Genomic DNA, 16585 nt, shown 5'->3' with positions numbered 1-16585 from the left:
ATGGGCTCCATGCTCGATCACAGCACTCTCGCATAAATATTCACTATGGAATGCCGCGATCACATGAAGCGCAAGAATATTCTTTTCATCATGGCCGATCAGATGGCCGCGCCAATGTTGCCGTTCTACGGCCCTTCGCCTATCAAACTGCCGAATCTCAGCCGCCTCGCCGCCGAAGGCGTGGTGTTCGACGCCGCTTACTGCAATAGCCCTCTTTGCGCCCCGTCGCGTTTTACTCTGGTCAGCGGTCAGTTGCCGAGCAAGATCGGCGCCTACGACAACGCGGCCGACTTCCCCGCCGATGTTCCGACCTATGCCCATTACCTGCGACGCCTCGGTTATCGCACCGCGCTGTCGGGCAAGATGCATTTCTGCGGCCCGGACCAGTTGCACGGCTATGAAGAACGCCTGACCAGCGACATCTACCCGGCCGATTACGGCTGGTCGGTGAACTGGGATGAGCCGGACGTACGCCCAACCTGGTATCACAACATGTCGTCGGTGCTGCAAGCCGGGCCTTGCGTGCGCACCAATCAGCTGGACTTCGACGAAGAGGTGGTGTTCAAGGCCCAGCAGTACCTGTTCGATCATATCCGCCAGGAGGGTGATCAGCCGTTCTGCCTGACCGTGTCGATGACTCACCCACACGATCCGTACACGATTCCCAAGGCTTTCTGGGATATGTATGACGACACCGACATCCCTTTGCCCGAAACACCTACACAGGAAGAACTCGATCCTCACTCCCAGCGTTTGCTCAAGGTCTATGACCTTTGGGACAAGCCGCTGCCTGTGGATAAGATTCGCGACGCGCGCCGTGCCTACTTTGGCGCGTGCAGCTATATCGACAGCAACGTCGGCAAACTTCTGCAAACACTCGAGGAAACCGGGCTAATCGATGACACCATCATCGTATTCTCCGGTGACCACGGAGACATGCTCGGCGAGCGCGGCCTCTGGTACAAAATGCACTGGTACGAAATGGCTGCCCGTGTACCGCTGTTGATCAGTGCGCCAGGGCAATTCGGTGCTGGGCGAGTCAGCGCGGCGGTATCAACCGCCGACCTGCTGCCGACCTTTGTGGAATTGGCCGGCGGCTCGCTGGAGCCCGGTCTGCCGCTGGACGGTCGCTCGCTGGTTTCGCATCTGCAAGAGCAGGGCGGTCACGATGAGGTGTTTGGCGAGTACATGGCCGAAGGCACCATCAGCCCGTTGATGATGATTCGCCGTGGTGCCTACAAATTCATCTACAGCGAAGACGACCCTTGCCTACTCTTCGACGTACATAACGACCCGCGTGAACAAGAAGAACTCAGCCAATCGCCGCAACATCGGCAACTTTTCGAGGAGTTTCTCGCCGAAGCGCGGGCCAAATGGGATATCCCGGCGATCCACCAACAGGTGCTCGCCAGTCAGCGACGTCGGCGTTTCGTCGCCGACGCCCTGACGATCGGCAAACTGAAGAGCTGGGATCACCAGCCGCTGGTGGACGCCAGCCAGCAATACATGCGCAACCACATCGACCTCGACGATCTGGAGCGTAAAGCACGTTATCCACAACCCTGCCAAAACCAATAATGTTAAGGGGAAGTCCATGCAAAGGTTATCCACAGTACTGACGGTCGGGCTTCTGGCTCTGGGCAGTGCCTCTGCCTATGCCGAGCAAAGCTGCGAGACGGTGAAAATGGCCGACCCTGGCTGGAGCGATATTGCTGCAACCAACGCCATCACCGGGTTTCTGCTGGACGGCATGGGCTACAAGGCCAAAATCGATACGCTGGCGGTGCCGATCACCTTTGGCGGTCTTAAGGATGGCCAGGTGGACGTGTTCCTGGGTAATTGGATGCCGGCACAGCAAGGCTTCTACGACAAGTTCGTGGCCAACGGCGACGTTACTCAACTGGCGAAGAATCTCGACGGCACCGAATTCACGCTGGCGGTCCCGGATTACGTTTGGGACGCGGGTGTGCATAACTTTAACGACTTGAATAAATTCGCCGACAAGTTCGACAAAAAGATCTATGGCATCGGCTCCGGCGCCCCGGCGAACATTTCGCTGCAAGAGATCATCAAGAAGAACGACTTCGACCTGGGTCAGTGGAAGCTGGTCGAATCCAGCGAGCAGGCGATGCTGGCCGAAGTGTCTCGCGCGGTGAAGAAACAGAAGTTCGTGACCTTCCTCGGCTGGACGCCACACCCGATGAACGTGCAGCTGAAAATGCATTACCTGAAGGGCGGCGAGAAGTATTTCGGTGACACCGGCAGCGTTTATACACTGACCCGCAAAGGTTATGCACAGGCCTGTCCGAATGTCGGCAAGCTGCTCACCAACCTGAGTTTTACCCAGGAAATGGAGAACAGCATCATGGCCGAAGTGGTGAACAAGAAGATCAGCAATACCGAGGCGGCCAAGGCCTGGATCAAGGCCAACCCGGCGGTGCTGGATAAGTGGCTGGATGGCGTGAAGACCGTGGATGGGAAGGATGCGTTGCCGGCGGTCAAAGCCAAACTTTAACTCCTACCACTGATCGTTCCCACGCTCCGCGTGGGAATGCAGCCCGTGACGCTCCGCGTCACATCCCGAAGCGGACGCAGAGCGTCCATGGCGGTGTTCCTTTGCTGCGCGTGGGAACGATCAGCGTCGGTCCTGATACTCTTTCGTAAAACCCCACCCGAGAGGACCCATGGCCTTCCCCAGCCGCCATTCACTCTTTCCCTTCCTGACTTGGTTGCCCCGGCAAACCCGCGCCAGCATCGGCCGTGATTTGATTGTCGGCCTGAGCGGTGCAATTCTCGCGTTGCCACAATCCATTGCCTACGCCCTGATCGCCGGTCTCCCACCGGAATATGGCTTGTACGCCGCGATCATCCCGGTGCTGATCGCCTGCCTGTGGGGTTCGTCGTGGCATTTGATCTGCGGTCCTACGGCGGCTATTTCCATCGTCCTGTATGCCAGCGTCAGTCCTCTGGCCGTCCCCGCGTCAGAGGACTACGTCACGCTGATCCTGCTTCTGACACTCCTTGCGGGCATTTTCCAGTGGCTGCTGGGTTTGCTGCGTTTCGGCGCCTTGGTGAATTTCGTCTCTCACTCGGTGGTGCTGGGCTTCACCCTTGGCGCGGCGGTGGTGATTGCCATTGGGCAACTGCCGAACCTGCTGGGGCTGGATGTGCCCAACCAGGCCACGGCACTGAACAGCCTGGTGCTGCTGTTCAGTCATCTTAGTGAGGTGGACAAACCCTCGCTGGTACTGGGCCTGGCCACAGTCGTGGTGGGCGTCGTGCTGAAACTGCTGTTGCCGCGCTGGCCGACGCTGTTGATCGCTCTGGCCCTGAGTGGATGGTTAGTGTGGCTGTGGCCAGCGATGTTCGGTCATGTGAAGTTGGTCAGCGCCTTTGTCGGGCGGCTGCCGCCCTTCAGCCCGTTGCCGCTGGATCTGGACCTGGTGTTGCGCCTGCTACCTAGCGCGGTGGCGGTCGGCATGCTCGGGCTGGTGACAAGCCTGTCGATTGCCCGCTCGTTGTCGGCACGCTCGCAGCAGTTGCTCGATGCCAATCAAGAAGTCCGCGCCCAAGGTTTCTCGAACATGGTCGGTGCGTTTTTTTCCGGGTCGCTGTCAGCCGGGTCCTTCACCCGCTCGGCCCTGAGTTATGACGCCGGTGCCTGCTCACCGCTGGCGGGGGTTTTTTCAGCGGTGTGGGTGGCGTTGTTCGCTATCTTCGGTGCGGTATTGATCGCGCAGATTCCGATCCCGGCCATGGCCGGCAGCATTTTGTTGATCGCCTGGGGATTGGTCGACCATCGCGGCATTCGCGCTCTGTTGCGAGTCAGCCGTGCCGAGTTTCTGGTGATGGCGCTGACTTGTGTCGCGACGCTGTTGCTGGAGTTGCAAACGGCGATCTACGCCGGCGTGCTGGCCTCGCTGTTCTTCTACCTCAAACGCACCTCGCAACCACGGGTGCAGCATTGGCGTGAGGGCGATGACGACATTCTGAGAGTTGGCGGTTCAATCTTTTTCGGCGCCAGCCATTACCTGCAAGTGCGTTTGCAACGGATGCACGGCGCGCGGGTGGTGATCGAGGCGCAGCAGATCAACTTCATCGACTATTCAGGTGTGGAAATGCTGCACCAGGAAGCACGACGGCTGTTGCGTCAGGATCGCAGCCTGACTCTGCGAGGGGCACGGCCGCAGGTGGTGGAGGAATTGAGAAAGCTCGAAGGCGCGGAGAAATGCCCGATTCGCTTCGAAGATTGAAACACCGACGCTGATGCAACGGCATAACCTGTGGCGAGGGAGCTTGCTCCCCCGCCACAAAGCACTACAGCGCCAATTGCCGGCGGAGTTCGGCCAGCACCGGCGCTGTATCCGGGCGCACGCCGCGCCACAGGTAGAAAGCTTCCGCCGCCTGCTCGGCCAGCATTCCCAGGCCATCCATCGCCACCGCCGCGCCGTGCTCGCTGGCCCAGCGGCAGAACGAGGTCGGCTCCTTGCCGTACATCATGTCGTAGCAAACCGTCTTGCCCGGCTCGATCAAACTGCTGGCAATCGGCGGTACATCGCCCGACAGACTGGCGGACGTAGCGTTGATGATCAGGTCCACCGGCTCCTGCAACCAATCGAAGCCACTGGCCGACACCGGTCCCAAATCCGCGAACAGTTCCGCCAGCAATTCGGCTTTTTCCACTGTGCGGTTGGCGATGATCACCGACGCCGGTCGCTCGGCCAGCAGCGGCTCCAGCGCCCCGCGCACCGCGCCGCCGGCCCCGAGCAGCAGGATGCGTTTGCCCGCAAGACTAAATCCGGCGTTGACCGTCAGGTCCCGCACCAGCCCGGCACCATCGGTGTTGTCGCCCAGCAAACTGCCATCAGCCAGTTTGCTCAGGGTATTCACCGCACCGGCCCGTTGCGCTCGCTTGGTCAAGCTGTTCGCCAAACGATAGGCATCTTCCTTGAACGGCACCGTCACATTCGCCCCACGCCCTTCGCGGAAAAACTCCTGGGCACAGCCGGAAAAATCATCGAGGGGCGCCAGCAAAGTGCTGTAGTCCAGTTTTTGCCCCGTCTGCTCGGCGAACAAACGGTGGATCAGCGGCGACTTACTGTGGCCAATCGGGTTACCGAATACGACGTAACGATCCATCAGAATTCCTCGTTCAGGCCTTGGCCAACCAATCGCGGTCTTGCAGGAAGTACTCGGTCAGGCGCGCTTCTTCACTGCCCGGCTCGGCTTTCCAGTCGTAGGCCCAGCGCACTTGCGGCGGCAGCGACATCAGGATCGATTCGGTACGTCCGCCCGATTGCAGGCCGAACAGCGTGCCGCGGTCATAGACCAGGTTGAACTCGACATAACGGCCACGGCGAAACTCCTGGAATTCACGCTGTTTGGCGGTGAACGCATCGTTCTTGCGGCGCTGCACGATCGGCAGGTACGCGTCGATGAACGCATCGCCGATGGCGCGCATGAAGGCGAAGCTGGTGTCGAAGTCCCACTCATTCAAGTCATCGAAAAACAGGCCGCCGATGCCACGCGGCTCGTGGCGATGCTTGATGTGGAAGTAACTGTCGCACCAGGCCTTGTAGCGCGGGTAGACGTCCGGGCCGAACGGCGCGCAGGCCTGTTCGGCGACGCGGTGCCAGTGCACGCAGTCTTCTTCATTACCGTAATAAGGGGTCAGGTCGAAGCCGCCACCGAACCACCAGACCGGCTCTTCACCTTCTTTTTCAGCGATGAAAAAGCGCACGTTGGCGTGGGACGTCGGTACATGGGGGTTGTGCGGGTGAATCACCAGAGACACGCCCAAGGCTTCGAAGCCTCGGCCGGCCAATTCTGGCCGATGAGCGCTGGCGGAGGGTGGGAGACCGCTGCCAAAGACGTGGGAAAAGTTGACGCCGCCCTTTTCAATGACCGCGCCGTTTTCGATCACCCGGGTGCGACCGCCACCACCGGCAGGCCGGGTCCAGGCGTCTTCGACGAAACGCGCGCCACCGTCTTCAGCTTCCAGGGCAGCGCAAATGCGGTCTTGCAGGTCGAGCAGATAGGCTTTTACGGCCTCGGTGCGGGTAGTCATGGCATCACCTTGAATCGGGCAAAGCTACGCGGCGCTCATACAGGCCGGCGGCAAATTGCTGCGTAGGATAACACTGCACCTTGTGCCGTCGCAGTTGACGAAGGTCAAGCTTAAGAGTCCGATAGGGCGCTTGGCGCTACAACTCTAGAAGCTAATACTTAAGGAAAGTGCAGATGGCAAAGCGTATCCAGTTCCGCGCCCATGGCGGCCCCGAAGTACTCGAGCATGTCGATTACCAGCCCGCCGAACCCGGCCCGCTGCAGGTACGCGTGACCAACAAGGCCATCGGCCTGAACTTCATTGACACCTATTACCGCGGTGGCCTTTATGCCCCACCCGCCTTGCCGTCGGGCCTGGGCGCTGAAGGCGCGGGCGTGGTCGAAGCAGTCGGAAGCGAAGTCACCCGCTTCAAGATCGGTGATCGCGTGGCGTACGGCAGTGGCCCATTGGGCGCTTATAGCGACGTTCATGTATTGCCGGAAGCCAATCTGGTACATCTGCCAGACGCCATCAGCTTCGAACAGGCCGCCGGTGTGATGCTCAAAGGCCTGACCGTGCAGTACTTGCTGCGTCAGACGTATGAACTCAAGGGTGGCGAAACCATTCTGTTCCACGCAGCAGCCGGAGGCGTCGGTTCCCTGGCCTGCCAATGGGCCAAGGCCTTGGACGTGAAGCTGATCGGCACAGTCAGTTCAGCAGAGAAAGCCGCACTGGCGAAAGCCAATGGTGCCTGGGCGACCATTGATTACAGCCACGAAAACGTCGCACAACGCGTGTTGGAATTGACTGACGGTAAAAAGGTGCCGGTGGTGTACGACGGTGTCGGCAAAGATACCTGGCTGACGTCGCTCGACAGCGTCGCGCCTCGGGGGCTGGTGGTGAGTTTCGGTAATGCTTCCGGCGCAGTGGATGGAGTGAATCTTGGGATTCTCGCGGGGAAGGGTTCGCTGTACGTAACCCGACCGACCCTGGCGACCTACGCCAACAACGCTGAAAACCTGCAAAGCATGGCCGATGAGCTGTTCGAGATGATCATCAGCGGCAAGTTGAAGGTGGACATCAGCCAGCGCTATCCATTGGCTGAAGCGGCGAAAGCGCAGACCGAATTGTCGGCGCGACGCACGACTGGCTCGACTGTTTTGTTGCCTTGAGGGCCTCTTCGCGGGCAAGCCTCGCTCCTACAGGATTTCGGTCGTTCACATTATTCATATACGACTCGGATCTGTGGGAGCGAGGCTTGCCCGCGAAGAACGATGACGCGGTCTCAATCCGGGCGCACAACGTGGCCGGTGGCCAAATCGCGAATCACGCTCGGATTCTTCCGTCCACCCAGATTACCGCCCAGCACCCAATCAATCTGACCACGGAAATACTGCTCCACGCGAAGCCGCGTCCGCGCCGCCGGTCGCCCCTGAGGGTTGGCCGAGGTTGAAACCAACGGCCCGACCAACGCACACAAATCCCGCACCAATGGGTGATCGCTAACCCGCAACGCCACGGTTTCGTGCACACCGGTAATCCACTGGGGCAACATATTCTGATGCGGCACCAGCCAGGTGTTGGGGCCAGGCCAGGTGCTGGCCATACGGTCCATCCACAATTCAGGGAAGTCTTCGAAGAGGAAGTCGAACTGGCGAATATTGTCGGCCACCAGAATCAGGCCTTTATCCACAGACCGTCCCTTGATCAGCAGCAAACGATCCACTGCCTCTTCGTCCCACGGGTCGCAACCCAGGCCCCAGACAGCTTCGGTTGGATAGGCAATGACCGCCCCAGCGCGAATTTCTCGTGCGGCTTGTTGCACACGCCAACTGTTAACCATGAAAGACTCTCCGGAATAAGGCTCTGCGCAGTTTACCGATCTTCCCTGTAAAACCTAGCGTCCCCGCGCAAGCCAGCGGCCGCTTTCACAGACCGCACGGCCGTCCATTTCCAGTTCCGTCAGCGCCGCCAACACTTTCGACAACGCCCAGCCGCTGGTGATCGCCAAGGCTTCGCTGGTATGGGGCGCCGCGTGAAGCAACTTGAGCAGTGGATGAGTCTCTGTCGTCTGCGGCGTTTCTGTGGATAACGGCAGCCGTTGCCAGCCGCGCAAGGCTTCGAGGATGTGCTCGATTGTTTCCACCAGCACCGCACCGTCGCGGATCAGCTGATGACACCCCTTTGCCCCAGGGTGATGGATCGACCCTGGAATCGCATATACCTCACGCCCCTGTTCCGCCGCCAGTCTCGCGGTGATCAACGACCCACTGGCAACACTCGCCTCGACCACGAGCACGCCGAGGGACAAACCGCTGATGATTCGATTGCGCCGGGGAAAATTGCTGGGGGAAGGGCCAGCGTCCAGCGGGAACTCCGAAATTACCGCGCTTCCCGAAGTGATCATGGCGTCCGCCAGCCGCCGATTGCGCTGTGGATAAAAATTTTCCAGCCCCGTGCCAAGTACCCCGATCGTTTGCCCGCCAACGTCCAGAGCCGCCTGATGCGCCGCAGCATCGATGCCCAGGGCCAGACCGCTGGTGATGACAAAACCGGCGCCGGCCAGAGTGCGGGAAAACGCGGCGGCGGTGTCCATGCCCGGTCGCGAAGCACGACGGCTGCCGACCATCGCCAACTGCGGTTTTTCCAGTATGCCCGGATCGCCCGCGACGAATAACAGCGGCGGCGCATCACTGATTTGCGCCAGCAATGCGGGGTAGTCAGGTTGGTCCCACATCAGTAAATGCTGGCCCGGGCGCTCTAACCAGGCTAATGCGTGACTGGCGCCGTCACGAATTTCGCTTGAGCGCCGGGCCTCCGCGCAGGCGAGTGGCAGGCCCAACGCACGCCAGGCGCTGGCCGGTGCGCCAATGGCTTTGGAGGCAGAGCCGAAGGCCTCAAGCAATTTCTTGAAACGCGCAGGGCCGAGCTCGGGCAAACGGTGCAGGCGTAAACGGGCTTCCAGTTCCGCAGGGGAAACGGACGTACAGACAGACAGCGACATGGATCATCCTTGATCGTTATAGAGTCCCGTCGAATCGGGAATAAGCTGTGGATAACTCTGTTGGTAACTTGTGAGCAGGTTTAAGGATTTCGCACCTTGTCCATCACCGCCAGGGAACGCGATGCGTTAAGGACAAGCCCGTAGCTGAGCTTGTCGTAGGTGCGGAAGACCATCAGCAAACCGGCCCGTTCGTCGGGAATTTTCAATGGCTGGCCGGTGATCCGGTCACGTACGGTTTCACCGGTTTTCATCACCACCAGCACATTGCCTTCGGCCAGGCCATCGCGTTGCCCCTTGTTCAGCGTGACGACATCCAGCGCGCCAATCTGGGTGACACCACGCGGCACATCAATGATCAAGCCGTTGATATCGGTAGTCGGGGCACTGGGCATGAAGGTCGAATTGATCGAGCGCTCTTCACCGCCGAACAGCCGGTCGCCGAGTCGCACTTCCTGAGTGGTGCGTTGCAGGGCCAGGGTAGCGACGTCGCCTTCAGTGGCAATGATCTCGCCGCCACCGATGTCGTCGGCGTTGATCCCCAGAAACTCCTTGCTCTGCGGATCGGTGTAGACCTTGCCCTGCCGGAAGATGCCGTACACCGATTGTGCCGGGTCGAAATGTCCGCGCGCGAATATCCGATCACCGGTGCCGCTGAGCACCCGTTCGGCATCGCCGGCGACGATGTAGGGCGCCTTGTCGAAATCCTCTGCCTTGTCGACGATACGATTGCTCAGCAGAAAGCTGTTGATCGATTTCAGCGGAATGCTCGGAATGGCATCGGCCACCGGCGAGCTGCGGATCCGTGGCGAAAGCTTGATGGTGCCCCGGGAAGCACCGCGATTGAGGGTCAGGCGTGGCTGACCGTTGACGTAGACCAGCGACAGCGTATCGCCCGGATAAATGAGATTGGGGTTTTCGATCTGTGGATTGGCCTGCCAAAGTTGCGGCCATTCCCACGGTTCACGCAGGTATTTGGCGGAAATGTCCCAGAGTGTGTCCCCTGCCACCACGGTGTATTGCTGTGGAAAACCTTCCCTGAGTTGCACTTGCCCATGCGCAAAACCGGCCGAGGCCAGAAGGAGCAAGGCGAGTAGTGATTTCCTCATGCGGTGAATCCCTTTATTATGTACGTTCGCGTGAAACGCCAGAGCCCTCGTGGCTCGCTTCCGGCTCATTTTTGAAAAGCCTGAAGCTACGTTCACAACGGTAGCCTGCATCCTCGGACTCGCCAGGCCATCCGACCCGACTTTACCTCACACGTGCAGCAATTGAGCTTATGGCCATTTTAGACATCCTCGAATTCCCCGACTCGCGCCTGCGCACTATCGCCAAACCCGTGGCTGTAGTGGACGACGAAGTGCGTCAGTTGGTCGATGACATGTTTGAAACAATGTATGAAGCGCCAGGCATTGGCCTCGCCGCGACCCAGGTCAACGTGCACAAACGTATCGTCGTGATGGACCTCTCCGAAGACCGCAGCGAACCGCGGGTGTTCATCAACCCCGAGTTCGAAGTCCTGACCGACGAGGTGGACCAGTATCAGGAAGGCTGCCTTTCGGTGCCGGGTTTCTACGAAAACGTCGACCGCCCGCAAAAGGTCAAGATCAAGGCCCTGGACCGCGACGGCCAACCGTACGAACTGATCGCCGAAGGCCTGCTCGCGGTATGCATCCAGCATGAATGCGACCACCTCAACGGCAAATTGTTCGTTGACTATCTGTCTACGCTCAAACGCGACCGGATCAAGAAGAAACTGGAAAAGCTCCATCGCCAGAACGCTTGATGCCCTTCTTTCAAAGGCTTGCTGCGGCAAGCCTTTTTCTTTTCAAGACGCTTTGTAATTGAGAGCTTTCATGACTGAGCCACTGCGCATTGTCTTTGCCGGTACCCCGGAATTTGCCGCCGAACACCTCAAGGCCCTGCTCGACAGTCCTTACGAGATCGTTGCGGTCTACACCCAACCGGACCGTCCGGCGGGCCGTGGACAGAAGCTGATGCCAAGCCCGGTCAAGCAGTTGGCTCTGGAGCACAACATCCAGGTATTGCAACCGCCGACCCTGCGCAACGAAGACGCTCAGGCTGAACTGGCCGCACTGAAACCGGATTTGCTGGTGGTGGTCGCTTACGGGCTGATCCTGCCGCAAGTGGTGCTGGATATTCCGCGTCTGGGCTGCATCAACAGTCACGCTTCCTTGCTTCCACGCTGGCGCGGTGCGGCACCGATTCAGCGCGCTGTTGAAGCGGGTGACAGCGAAAGTGGCGTGACCGTCATGCGCATGGAACTGGGCCTGGATACCGGGCCGATGCTGCTCAAGGTCACCACGCCGATCAGCGGTGAAGACACCGGCGGCAGCCTCCACGATCGCCTCGCAGAGATGGGCCCACCGGCCGTGGTTCAGGCGATTGCCGGTCTCGCTGCTGGCACCCTGGAAGGCGAAGTGCAGGACGACAGCCTCGCCACCTACGCACACAAATTGAACAAAGACGAAGCACGCATCGACTGGAACCGCCCGGCAGTTGAGCTGGAGCGTCTGGTTCGCGCCTTCAACCCATGGCCGATCACCCACAGCACGCTGAGCGGTGAAGCACTGAAAGTGCTGGCTGCGAGCCTGGCCGAAGGGCAGGGCGCACCGGGTGAAATCCTCAGTGCCAGCAAGGATGGTTTGATCGTCGCCTGCGGTGAACAGGCGCTGTGCCTGACCCGCCTGCAATTGCCCGGCGGCAAGGCGCTGAACTTCAGCGACTTGTTCAACAGCCGTCGTGAGAAATTCGCCGTCGGTACCGTTCTTGGTCAAACGGCGGACGCTCAATGAATCCACGTCTGGCCGCCGCCAAGGCATTGGCCGCTGTTCTTAACGGAAAAGCCTCACTCAACAGTTCTCTGCCGACGCAAATGGACAAGGTCGAAGACCGTGATCGCGGCTTCACCCAGGATCTGGCGTTCGGCACGGCTCGCTGGCAGCCGCGTTTGTCGGCGCTGGCGGCCAAGTTGCTGCAAAAGCCGTTCAAGGCGGCTGATGCCGATGTTGAAGCGCTATTGTTGGTGGGTCTCTACCAGTTGCTCTACACCCGGGTTCCGGCGCACGCGGCCATCGGCGAAACCGTCGGTTGCGCCGACAAACTGAAAAAGCCCTGGGCCAAAGCCTTGCTCAACGCCGTGTTGCGCCGCGCCCAACGGGAAAGCGAAGCGCTGCTGGCCGAGCTGGAGCACGACCCGGTGGTGCGCACCGCTCACCCGCGCTGGCTGCAAAAATCCCTCAAAGCCTTCTGGCCTGAACAGTGGGAAGCCATTTGCGCGGCGAACAACGCTCACCCGCCAATGATTTTGCGGGTCAATCGTCGCCATCACACCCGCGATGCCTACCTCGGCTTGCTGACTGAAGCGGGCATCGCTGCGACGCCGTGCGTTTACAGTCGTGATGGCATCGTCCTCGATACCGCCACCGACGTTCGCAGCCTGCCGGGTTTCGCCGAAGGCTGGATCAGCGTGCAGGACGAAGCCGCGCAACTGGCCGCCGATTTGCTGGACCTGGCGCCAGGGCAACGGGTGCTGGACGCCTGCTGCGCACCGGGCGGCAAAACCTGCCACATCCTTGAGGCAGAGCCCGAACTGGCCGGCGTGGTGGCTGTGGATCTGGAAGCCAAACGTCTGGTGCGAGTGCGGGAAAACCTTGAACGCCTGGGCCTGAGCGCCGAACTGATCGCCGCCGACGGCCGCGACACCGCCACCTGGTGGGACGGCAAACCGTTCCAGCGCATCCTGCTGGATGCGCCGTGCTCGGCCACCGGTGTAATTCGTCGTCATCCGGACATCAAACTGACTCGCCAACCCGACGACATCGCCGCGCTGGCGATGCTTCAGGGCGAGCTGCTCGATGCCATGTGGATAACGTTGGAAGTGGGCGGCATTCTGCTTTACGCCACCTGCTCCACGCTGCCGACCGAAAACACCGAAGTCATCGAAGCGTTCCTCGCTCGCACGTCGGGTGCCCGTGAACTCGACATCGCCAGTCAGGCCGGCATCAAGCAACCCCATGGTCGCCAATTACTGGCCCAGGAAGGTGGCCATGACGGGTTCTACTACGCCAAGCTGATCAAGATTGCCGCCGCGCGCGGTTAACCGGTTTTAAGGGAGTGACTGGATGAAAATCATCATCCTCGGCGCAGGGCAGGTCGGCGGTTCGCTGGCAGAGCACCTGGCCAGCGAAGCCAACGACATCACCGTGGTCGACACCGATGGCGAACGCCTGCGTGACCTCGGCGATCGGCTGGACATCCGCACCGTGCAAGGTCGCGGTTCGCTGCCGACCGTACTGCGTCAGGCCGGTGCCGACGACGCCGACATGCTGGTTGCAGTGACCAACAGTGACGAAACCAACATGGTGGCCTGCCAGGTCGCGCACACCTTGTTCCACACGCCAACCAAGATCGCCCGGGTCCGCGAAGCCGCGTACCTGACCCGCGCCGAACTCTTCGATAACGAAGCGATTCCGGTCGACGTGCTGATCAGTCCGGAGCAAGTCGTCACCAACTACATCAAGCGCCTGATCCAGCATCCGGGGGCGTTGCAGGTAATCGACTTCGCCGAAGGCAAAGCGCAACTGGTGGCAGTGAAAGCCTATTACGGCGGTCCGCTGGTGGGTCAGCAACTGCGACAGCTGCGCGAACACATGCCGAATGTCGAAACCCGCGTTGCGGCGATTTTCCGTCGTGACCGGCCGATCCTGCCCCAGGGCGATACCGTGATCGAGGCCGACGACGAAGTGTTTTTCATCGCCGCCAAAGCGAATATTCGCGCGGTGATGAGCGAAATGCGCCGCCTCGATGAGAGCTACAAACGTATCGTCATCGCTGGCGGTGGGCAGATTGGCGAGCGTTTGGCCGAGGCCATCGAAAGCCGCTATCAGGTGAAGATCATCGAGATGAACCCGGCCCGCTGCCGCCATCTCTCGGACACCCTCGACAGCACCGTGGTGTTACAGGGCAGTGCCTCCGACCGCGACTTGCTGATGGAAGAGAACATTGCCGACGCCGACATCTTCCTGGCGCTGACCAACGACGACGAAGCCAACATCATGTCTTCGTTGCTGGCCAAGCGTCTGGGCGCGAAGAAGGTGATGACGATCATCAACAACCCGGCCTATGTCGACCTGATCCAGGGCGGTGACATTGACATCGCCATCAGCCCGCAACTGGCGACCATCGGCACCTTGCTGGCCCACGTGCGGCGCGGCGATATCGTCAGCGTGCACTCATTGCGCCGAGGTGCGGCGGAAGCCATCGAGGCCATCGCCCACGGTGATGCGAAGTCGAGCAAGGTGATCGGCAAGGCCATCGAAAACATCGGCCTGCCGCCGGGAACCACCATCGGCGCGATCATCCGCGACGAAGAAGTGATCATCGCCCACGACGACACAGTGATCGAAGCCGGCGACCATGTGATTCTGTTCCTTGTGGATAAGAAGCACATTCGGGATGTGGAAAAGTTGTTCCATGTGGGGTTGAGCTTCTTCTGATGATCGTTCCCACGCTCTGCGTGGGAATGCCTCAACGGACGCTCCGCGTTCGGCTTTGAATGGGACGCCGAGCGTCCCGGGCTGCACTCCCACGCGGAGCGTGGGAACGATCACTGACTGAGGAAGCACCGATGATCGAATCCCTGGAAAAAATGCTCGCCAAGGGTGTGGATAACTCGCTGCTGCGCTTCGGCCTGGGCAAGGGTTATCTGGATCTGGGTGAAAATGCCAAAGCCGCGGAGCATTTCCAGCGCTGCGTCGAGTTCGATCCGAAGTATTCGGCAGCCTGGAAGCTATTGGGCAAGGCCCATCTGGCGCTGGCGGATTACGCGGCGGCGCGTCAGGCCTGGGAACAGGGCCTGGAAGCCGCCCGCAACCATGGCGACAAGCAGGCCGAGAAGGAGATGACGGTGTTTCTGAAAAAGCTCGAGCGTCAGGCGCACTGATCAGAGATAACACAGGCCAAGATCAAAAGATCTCGGCCTGCGAAGTTATCCACAGCAGCATCAATACCAGCGTTCTTCACCCGGCGGACGCTTCTTGAAGCGCTTCATGCTCCACATGTACTGGCTCGGATAAGCCCGCACATATCGCTCGACCACCTGGCTCATGGCTGCACAAGAGGTTTCGGTATCGGTGCTGTACATGGCCTCGGGCGCGGCTTCGAGGATCACCTTGTAACCCGAACCGTCCGGCAGGCGCAGGGCGTGCAGGAACACACCGACCGCTTTGCCACCAGCGAGCATGTTCGGTACGAATTTGCTGGTCAGGGCCTGAGTGGCGAAGAATGGCACGAAGATCCCGGCGGATTCGGCCGGTTCCGGGTCAGCCGGAATGCCCACTGCACCACCTTTGCGCACTTCCTTGATCACGCTGAGGATGCCTTCCTTGGTGGAAGCGGCCACCCGGTTACCCAGTTGCACCCGCTGCTTGCGCAGCAACTCATCCACCGCCTTGAGCTTGGGAGGACGGTAGAAAATGATCGGTTTGCACTGGTTGCAATAGAAGTGGTTCAACACTTCCCAGTTGCCCAGATGGCTGGTGATGCCGACAACGCCTTTGCCGGATGCCAACGCCTCTTTCAAAACGTCGAGACCTTCGACTTCCCGCACCAATTCGATGGAACGCTGCGCCGGCCAGATCCACGCGCAAGCGCTCTCGGTCAGGGACTTGCCAATGTCTTTCAGGCTCTGGCCCACCAGACGCTCGCGTTCGGCCGGGTCCATCTGCGGAAAGCACTTGGCGAGGTTGATCCGCACCACGTCGCGGGAGCGGTTGGGGGTTTTCCACATGATCCAGCCAATTGCCGAACCCACCGCCTGCACGGCCCGCCAAGGAAGCAGGGCAAACAGACGCAGAGCGCCTACCAGCAAGGCGCCTTTCAACTTATCCACAGGTCACTCCTGATCTTGTGCTGTGCGCGAGGCGGCTATTCTAACCGCCGTTCGCCAAGGTGGCGTAGCGATCGCAATCCCGAGTGTGGTCCATGACCATGCCCGAAGCCTGCATCAACGCGTAACAAATGGTCGGGCCGACGAACGTGAATCCGGCTTTTTTCAGGCCTTTGCTCATCTCGACAGCGACCGGTGTCACGGCCGGCACTTCACTGCGATCCTTGAAATGATTGATCACAGGCGTTCCGCCGACGAACGACCAGAGAAACGCCACTGGGTCCTCCAACGCCAGCCAGGCCTGGGCATTGCGCCGGGCTGCATTGAGTTTGAGGCGATTGCGGATGATCCCCGGATCGAGCATCAATTCATCGATTTCCGCATCGCTCATCTGTGCCACGCGCTGTATGTCGAAGCCAAACAGCACCTCGCGATAACGCTCTCGTTTGCGCAACACGGTGATCCAGGAAAGCCCGGCCTGGAACCCTTCGAGCAAAAGCAACTCGAACAAACCCTGCGCATCGCGTAGCGGCGTGCCCCACTCCTGATCGTGATAAGCCATGTACAGCGGATCTTCGGTACACCAAAAGCAGCGTGGCATAAGGCTCCAGGGGGCGTGCGCAGGACC

At 60.1% G+C, this 16585-nt stretch carries 16 protein-coding genes; 9 read left to right on the top strand and 7 right to left on the bottom strand.

Annotation, left to right across the window (positions count from 1 at the left end; all coding sequences use genetic code 11):
* Nucleotides 1–63 precede the first annotated feature (63 nt).
* The 3 genes from betC to PSH97_RS00135 all read left to right on the top strand — a co-directional run bounded on the left by betC (nucleotide 64) and on the right by PSH97_RS00135 (nucleotide 4253).
* Nucleotides 64–1578 carry a choline-sulfatase gene (betC, locus tag PSH97_RS00145; protein WP_305447621.1) on the top strand — a complete coding sequence of 505 codons (1515 nt, stop codon included), beginning with the start codon at nucleotides 64–66 and terminating at the stop codon, nucleotides 1576–1578.
* A gap of 16 nt (nucleotides 1579–1594) precedes the next feature.
* Entirely contained in the window at nucleotides 1595–2515 is a 921-nt protein-coding gene (gene choX / locus PSH97_RS00140; protein WP_305447620.1) for a choline ABC transporter substrate-binding protein, read from the top strand.
* Nucleotides 2516–2684: 169 nt separating this feature from the next.
* The gene (locus tag PSH97_RS00135; RefSeq protein WP_305447619.1) at nucleotides 2685–4253 is read left to right on the top strand and encodes a SulP family inorganic anion transporter; all 1569 of its coding nucleotides are present in this window, start codon (nucleotides 2685–2687) and stop codon (nucleotides 4251–4253) included.
* A gap of 64 nt (nucleotides 4254–4317) precedes the next feature.
* Here PSH97_RS00135 and aroE read toward each other — a convergent pair whose 3' ends face one another.
* Nucleotides 4318–5139 (bottom strand): shikimate dehydrogenase, encoded by an 822-nt coding sequence (aroE, locus tag PSH97_RS00130; RefSeq protein ID WP_305447618.1) that lies wholly within the window; start codon nucleotides 5137–5139, stop codon nucleotides 4318–4320.
* A 13-nt stretch (nucleotides 5140–5152) separates the two neighbouring features.
* Complete coding sequence (gene hemF, locus PSH97_RS00125) at nucleotides 5153–6067, bottom strand: oxygen-dependent coproporphyrinogen oxidase (RefSeq protein ID WP_007902928.1); 915 nt, start codon at nucleotides 6065–6067, stop codon at nucleotides 5153–5155.
* Between the two features lie 173 nt (nucleotides 6068–6240).
* Between hemF and PSH97_RS00120 the strand changes: the two genes are divergently transcribed.
* The gene (locus PSH97_RS00120) at nucleotides 6241–7218 is read left to right on the top strand and encodes an NADPH:quinone reductase (RefSeq protein WP_123356995.1); all 978 of its coding nucleotides are present in this window, start codon (nucleotides 6241–6243) and stop codon (nucleotides 7216–7218) included.
* A 113-nt stretch (nucleotides 7219–7331) separates the two neighbouring features.
* Here the strand turns inward: PSH97_RS00120 and PSH97_RS00115 are convergent, their stop codons facing one another.
* The 3 genes from PSH97_RS00115 to PSH97_RS00105 all read right to left on the bottom strand — a co-directional run bounded on the left by PSH97_RS00115 (nucleotide 7332) and on the right by PSH97_RS00105 (nucleotide 10156).
* Nucleotides 7332–7889 carry an L-threonylcarbamoyladenylate synthase gene (locus PSH97_RS00115; protein WP_305447617.1) on the bottom strand — a complete coding sequence of 186 codons (558 nt, stop codon included), beginning with the start codon at nucleotides 7887–7889 and terminating at the stop codon, nucleotides 7332–7334.
* 54 nt (nucleotides 7890–7943) lie between these two features.
* The gene (gene dprA / locus PSH97_RS00110; protein ID WP_305447616.1) at nucleotides 7944–9050 is read right to left on the bottom strand and encodes a DNA-processing protein DprA; all 1107 of its coding nucleotides are present in this window, start codon (nucleotides 9048–9050) and stop codon (nucleotides 7944–7946) included.
* Between the two features lie 80 nt (nucleotides 9051–9130).
* Nucleotides 9131–10156, bottom strand: coding sequence for a LysM peptidoglycan-binding domain-containing protein (locus PSH97_RS00105; protein WP_305447615.1), 1026 nt, complete (start codon nucleotides 10154–10156; stop codon nucleotides 9131–9133).
* Nucleotides 10157–10326: 170 nt separating this feature from the next.
* Here PSH97_RS00105 and def point away from each other — a divergent pair, with 170 nt between their 5' ends.
* From def to PSH97_RS00080, 5 genes are all read left to right on the top strand, one after another.
* Nucleotides 10327–10833 carry a peptide deformylase gene (def, locus tag PSH97_RS00100; protein WP_008007919.1) on the top strand — a complete coding sequence of 169 codons (507 nt, stop codon included), beginning with the start codon at nucleotides 10327–10329 and terminating at the stop codon, nucleotides 10831–10833.
* Between the two features lie 70 nt (nucleotides 10834–10903).
* Nucleotides 10904–11863, top strand: coding sequence for a methionyl-tRNA formyltransferase (fmt, locus tag PSH97_RS00095; RefSeq protein WP_305447614.1), 960 nt, complete (start codon nucleotides 10904–10906; stop codon nucleotides 11861–11863).
* Nucleotides 11860–13170 (top strand): 16S rRNA (cytosine(967)-C(5))-methyltransferase RsmB, encoded by a 1311-nt coding sequence (gene rsmB, locus PSH97_RS00090; protein ID WP_305447613.1) that lies wholly within the window; start codon nucleotides 11860–11862, stop codon nucleotides 13168–13170. The genes fmt and rsmB overlap by 4 nt, the downstream gene beginning before the upstream one ends.
* Nucleotides 13171–13192: 22 nt before the next feature.
* The gene (gene trkA, locus PSH97_RS00085; RefSeq protein WP_030127845.1) at nucleotides 13193–14566 is read left to right on the top strand and encodes a Trk system potassium transporter TrkA; all 1374 of its coding nucleotides are present in this window, start codon (nucleotides 13193–13195) and stop codon (nucleotides 14564–14566) included.
* Nucleotides 14567–14697: 131 nt separating this feature from the next.
* Nucleotides 14698–15012, top strand: coding sequence for a tetratricopeptide repeat protein (locus PSH97_RS00080; protein WP_008007911.1), 315 nt, complete (start codon nucleotides 14698–14700; stop codon nucleotides 15010–15012).
* A 60-nt stretch (nucleotides 15013–15072) separates the two neighbouring features.
* Here the strand turns inward: PSH97_RS00080 and PSH97_RS00075 are convergent, their stop codons facing one another.
* Together PSH97_RS00075 and tag are read right to left on the bottom strand one after the other, a co-directional pair.
* Nucleotides 15073–15960: a lysophospholipid acyltransferase gene (locus tag PSH97_RS00075; protein WP_305447612.1), complete on the bottom strand. Its 888-nt coding sequence runs from the start codon at nucleotides 15958–15960 to the stop codon at nucleotides 15073–15075.
* Nucleotides 15961–16000: 40 nt separating this feature from the next.
* Nucleotides 16001–16558, bottom strand: a complete 558-nt coding sequence (gene tag / locus PSH97_RS00070; protein ID WP_305447611.1) for a DNA-3-methyladenine glycosylase I — start codon at nucleotides 16556–16558, stop codon at nucleotides 16001–16003.
* Nucleotides 16559–16585 lie beyond the last annotated feature (27 nt).

Source organism: Pseudomonas cucumis, from assembly GCF_030687935.1.
GTDB lineage: Bacteria > Pseudomonadota > Gammaproteobacteria > Pseudomonadales > Pseudomonadaceae > Aquipseudomonas > Aquipseudomonas cucumis.
The sequence above is the reverse complement of the archived record's forward strand: the minus strand, read 5'-3'. Positions and strand labels throughout refer to the sequence as shown.

Excerpts from the sequence above, each read along its gene's own strand:
- betC (WP_305447621.1), top strand. The coding sequence starts at position 64 with ATGAAGCGCAAGAATATTCTTTTCATCATGGCCGATCAGATGGCCGCG.
- choX (WP_305447620.1), top strand. The coding sequence starts at position 1,595 with ATGCAAAGGTTATCCACAGTACTGACGGTCGGGCTTCTGGCTCTGGGC.
- PSH97_RS00135 (WP_305447619.1), top strand. The coding sequence starts at position 2,685 with ATGGCCTTCCCCAGCCGCCATTCACTCTTTCCCTTCCTGACTTGGTTG.
- aroE (WP_305447618.1), bottom strand. The coding sequence starts at position 5,139 with ATGGATCGTTACGTCGTATTCGGTAACCCGATTGGCCACAGTAAGTCG.
- hemF (WP_007902928.1), bottom strand. The coding sequence starts at position 6,067 with ATGACTACCCGCACCGAGGCCGTAAAAGCCTATCTGCTCGACCTGCAA.
- PSH97_RS00120 (WP_123356995.1), top strand. The coding sequence starts at position 6,241 with ATGGCAAAGCGTATCCAGTTCCGCGCCCATGGCGGCCCCGAAGTACTC.
- PSH97_RS00115 (WP_305447617.1), bottom strand. The coding sequence starts at position 7,889 with ATGGTTAACAGTTGGCGTGTGCAACAAGCCGCACGAGAAATTCGCGCT.
- dprA (WP_305447616.1), bottom strand. The coding sequence starts at position 9,050 with ATGTCGCTGTCTGTCTGTACGTCCGTTTCCCCTGCGGAACTGGAAGCC.
- PSH97_RS00105 (WP_305447615.1), bottom strand. The coding sequence starts at position 10,156 with ATGAGGAAATCACTACTCGCCTTGCTCCTTCTGGCCTCGGCCGGTTTT.
- def (WP_008007919.1), top strand. The coding sequence starts at position 10,327 with ATGGCCATTTTAGACATCCTCGAATTCCCCGACTCGCGCCTGCGCACT.
- fmt (WP_305447614.1), top strand. The coding sequence starts at position 10,904 with ATGACTGAGCCACTGCGCATTGTCTTTGCCGGTACCCCGGAATTTGCC.
- rsmB (WP_305447613.1), top strand. The coding sequence starts at position 11,860 with ATGAATCCACGTCTGGCCGCCGCCAAGGCATTGGCCGCTGTTCTTAAC.
- trkA (WP_030127845.1), top strand. The coding sequence starts at position 13,193 with ATGAAAATCATCATCCTCGGCGCAGGGCAGGTCGGCGGTTCGCTGGCA.
- PSH97_RS00080 (WP_008007911.1), top strand. The coding sequence starts at position 14,698 with ATGATCGAATCCCTGGAAAAAATGCTCGCCAAGGGTGTGGATAACTCG.
- tag (WP_305447611.1), bottom strand. The coding sequence starts at position 16,558 with ATGCCACGCTGCTTTTGGTGTACCGAAGATCCGCTGTACATGGCTTAT.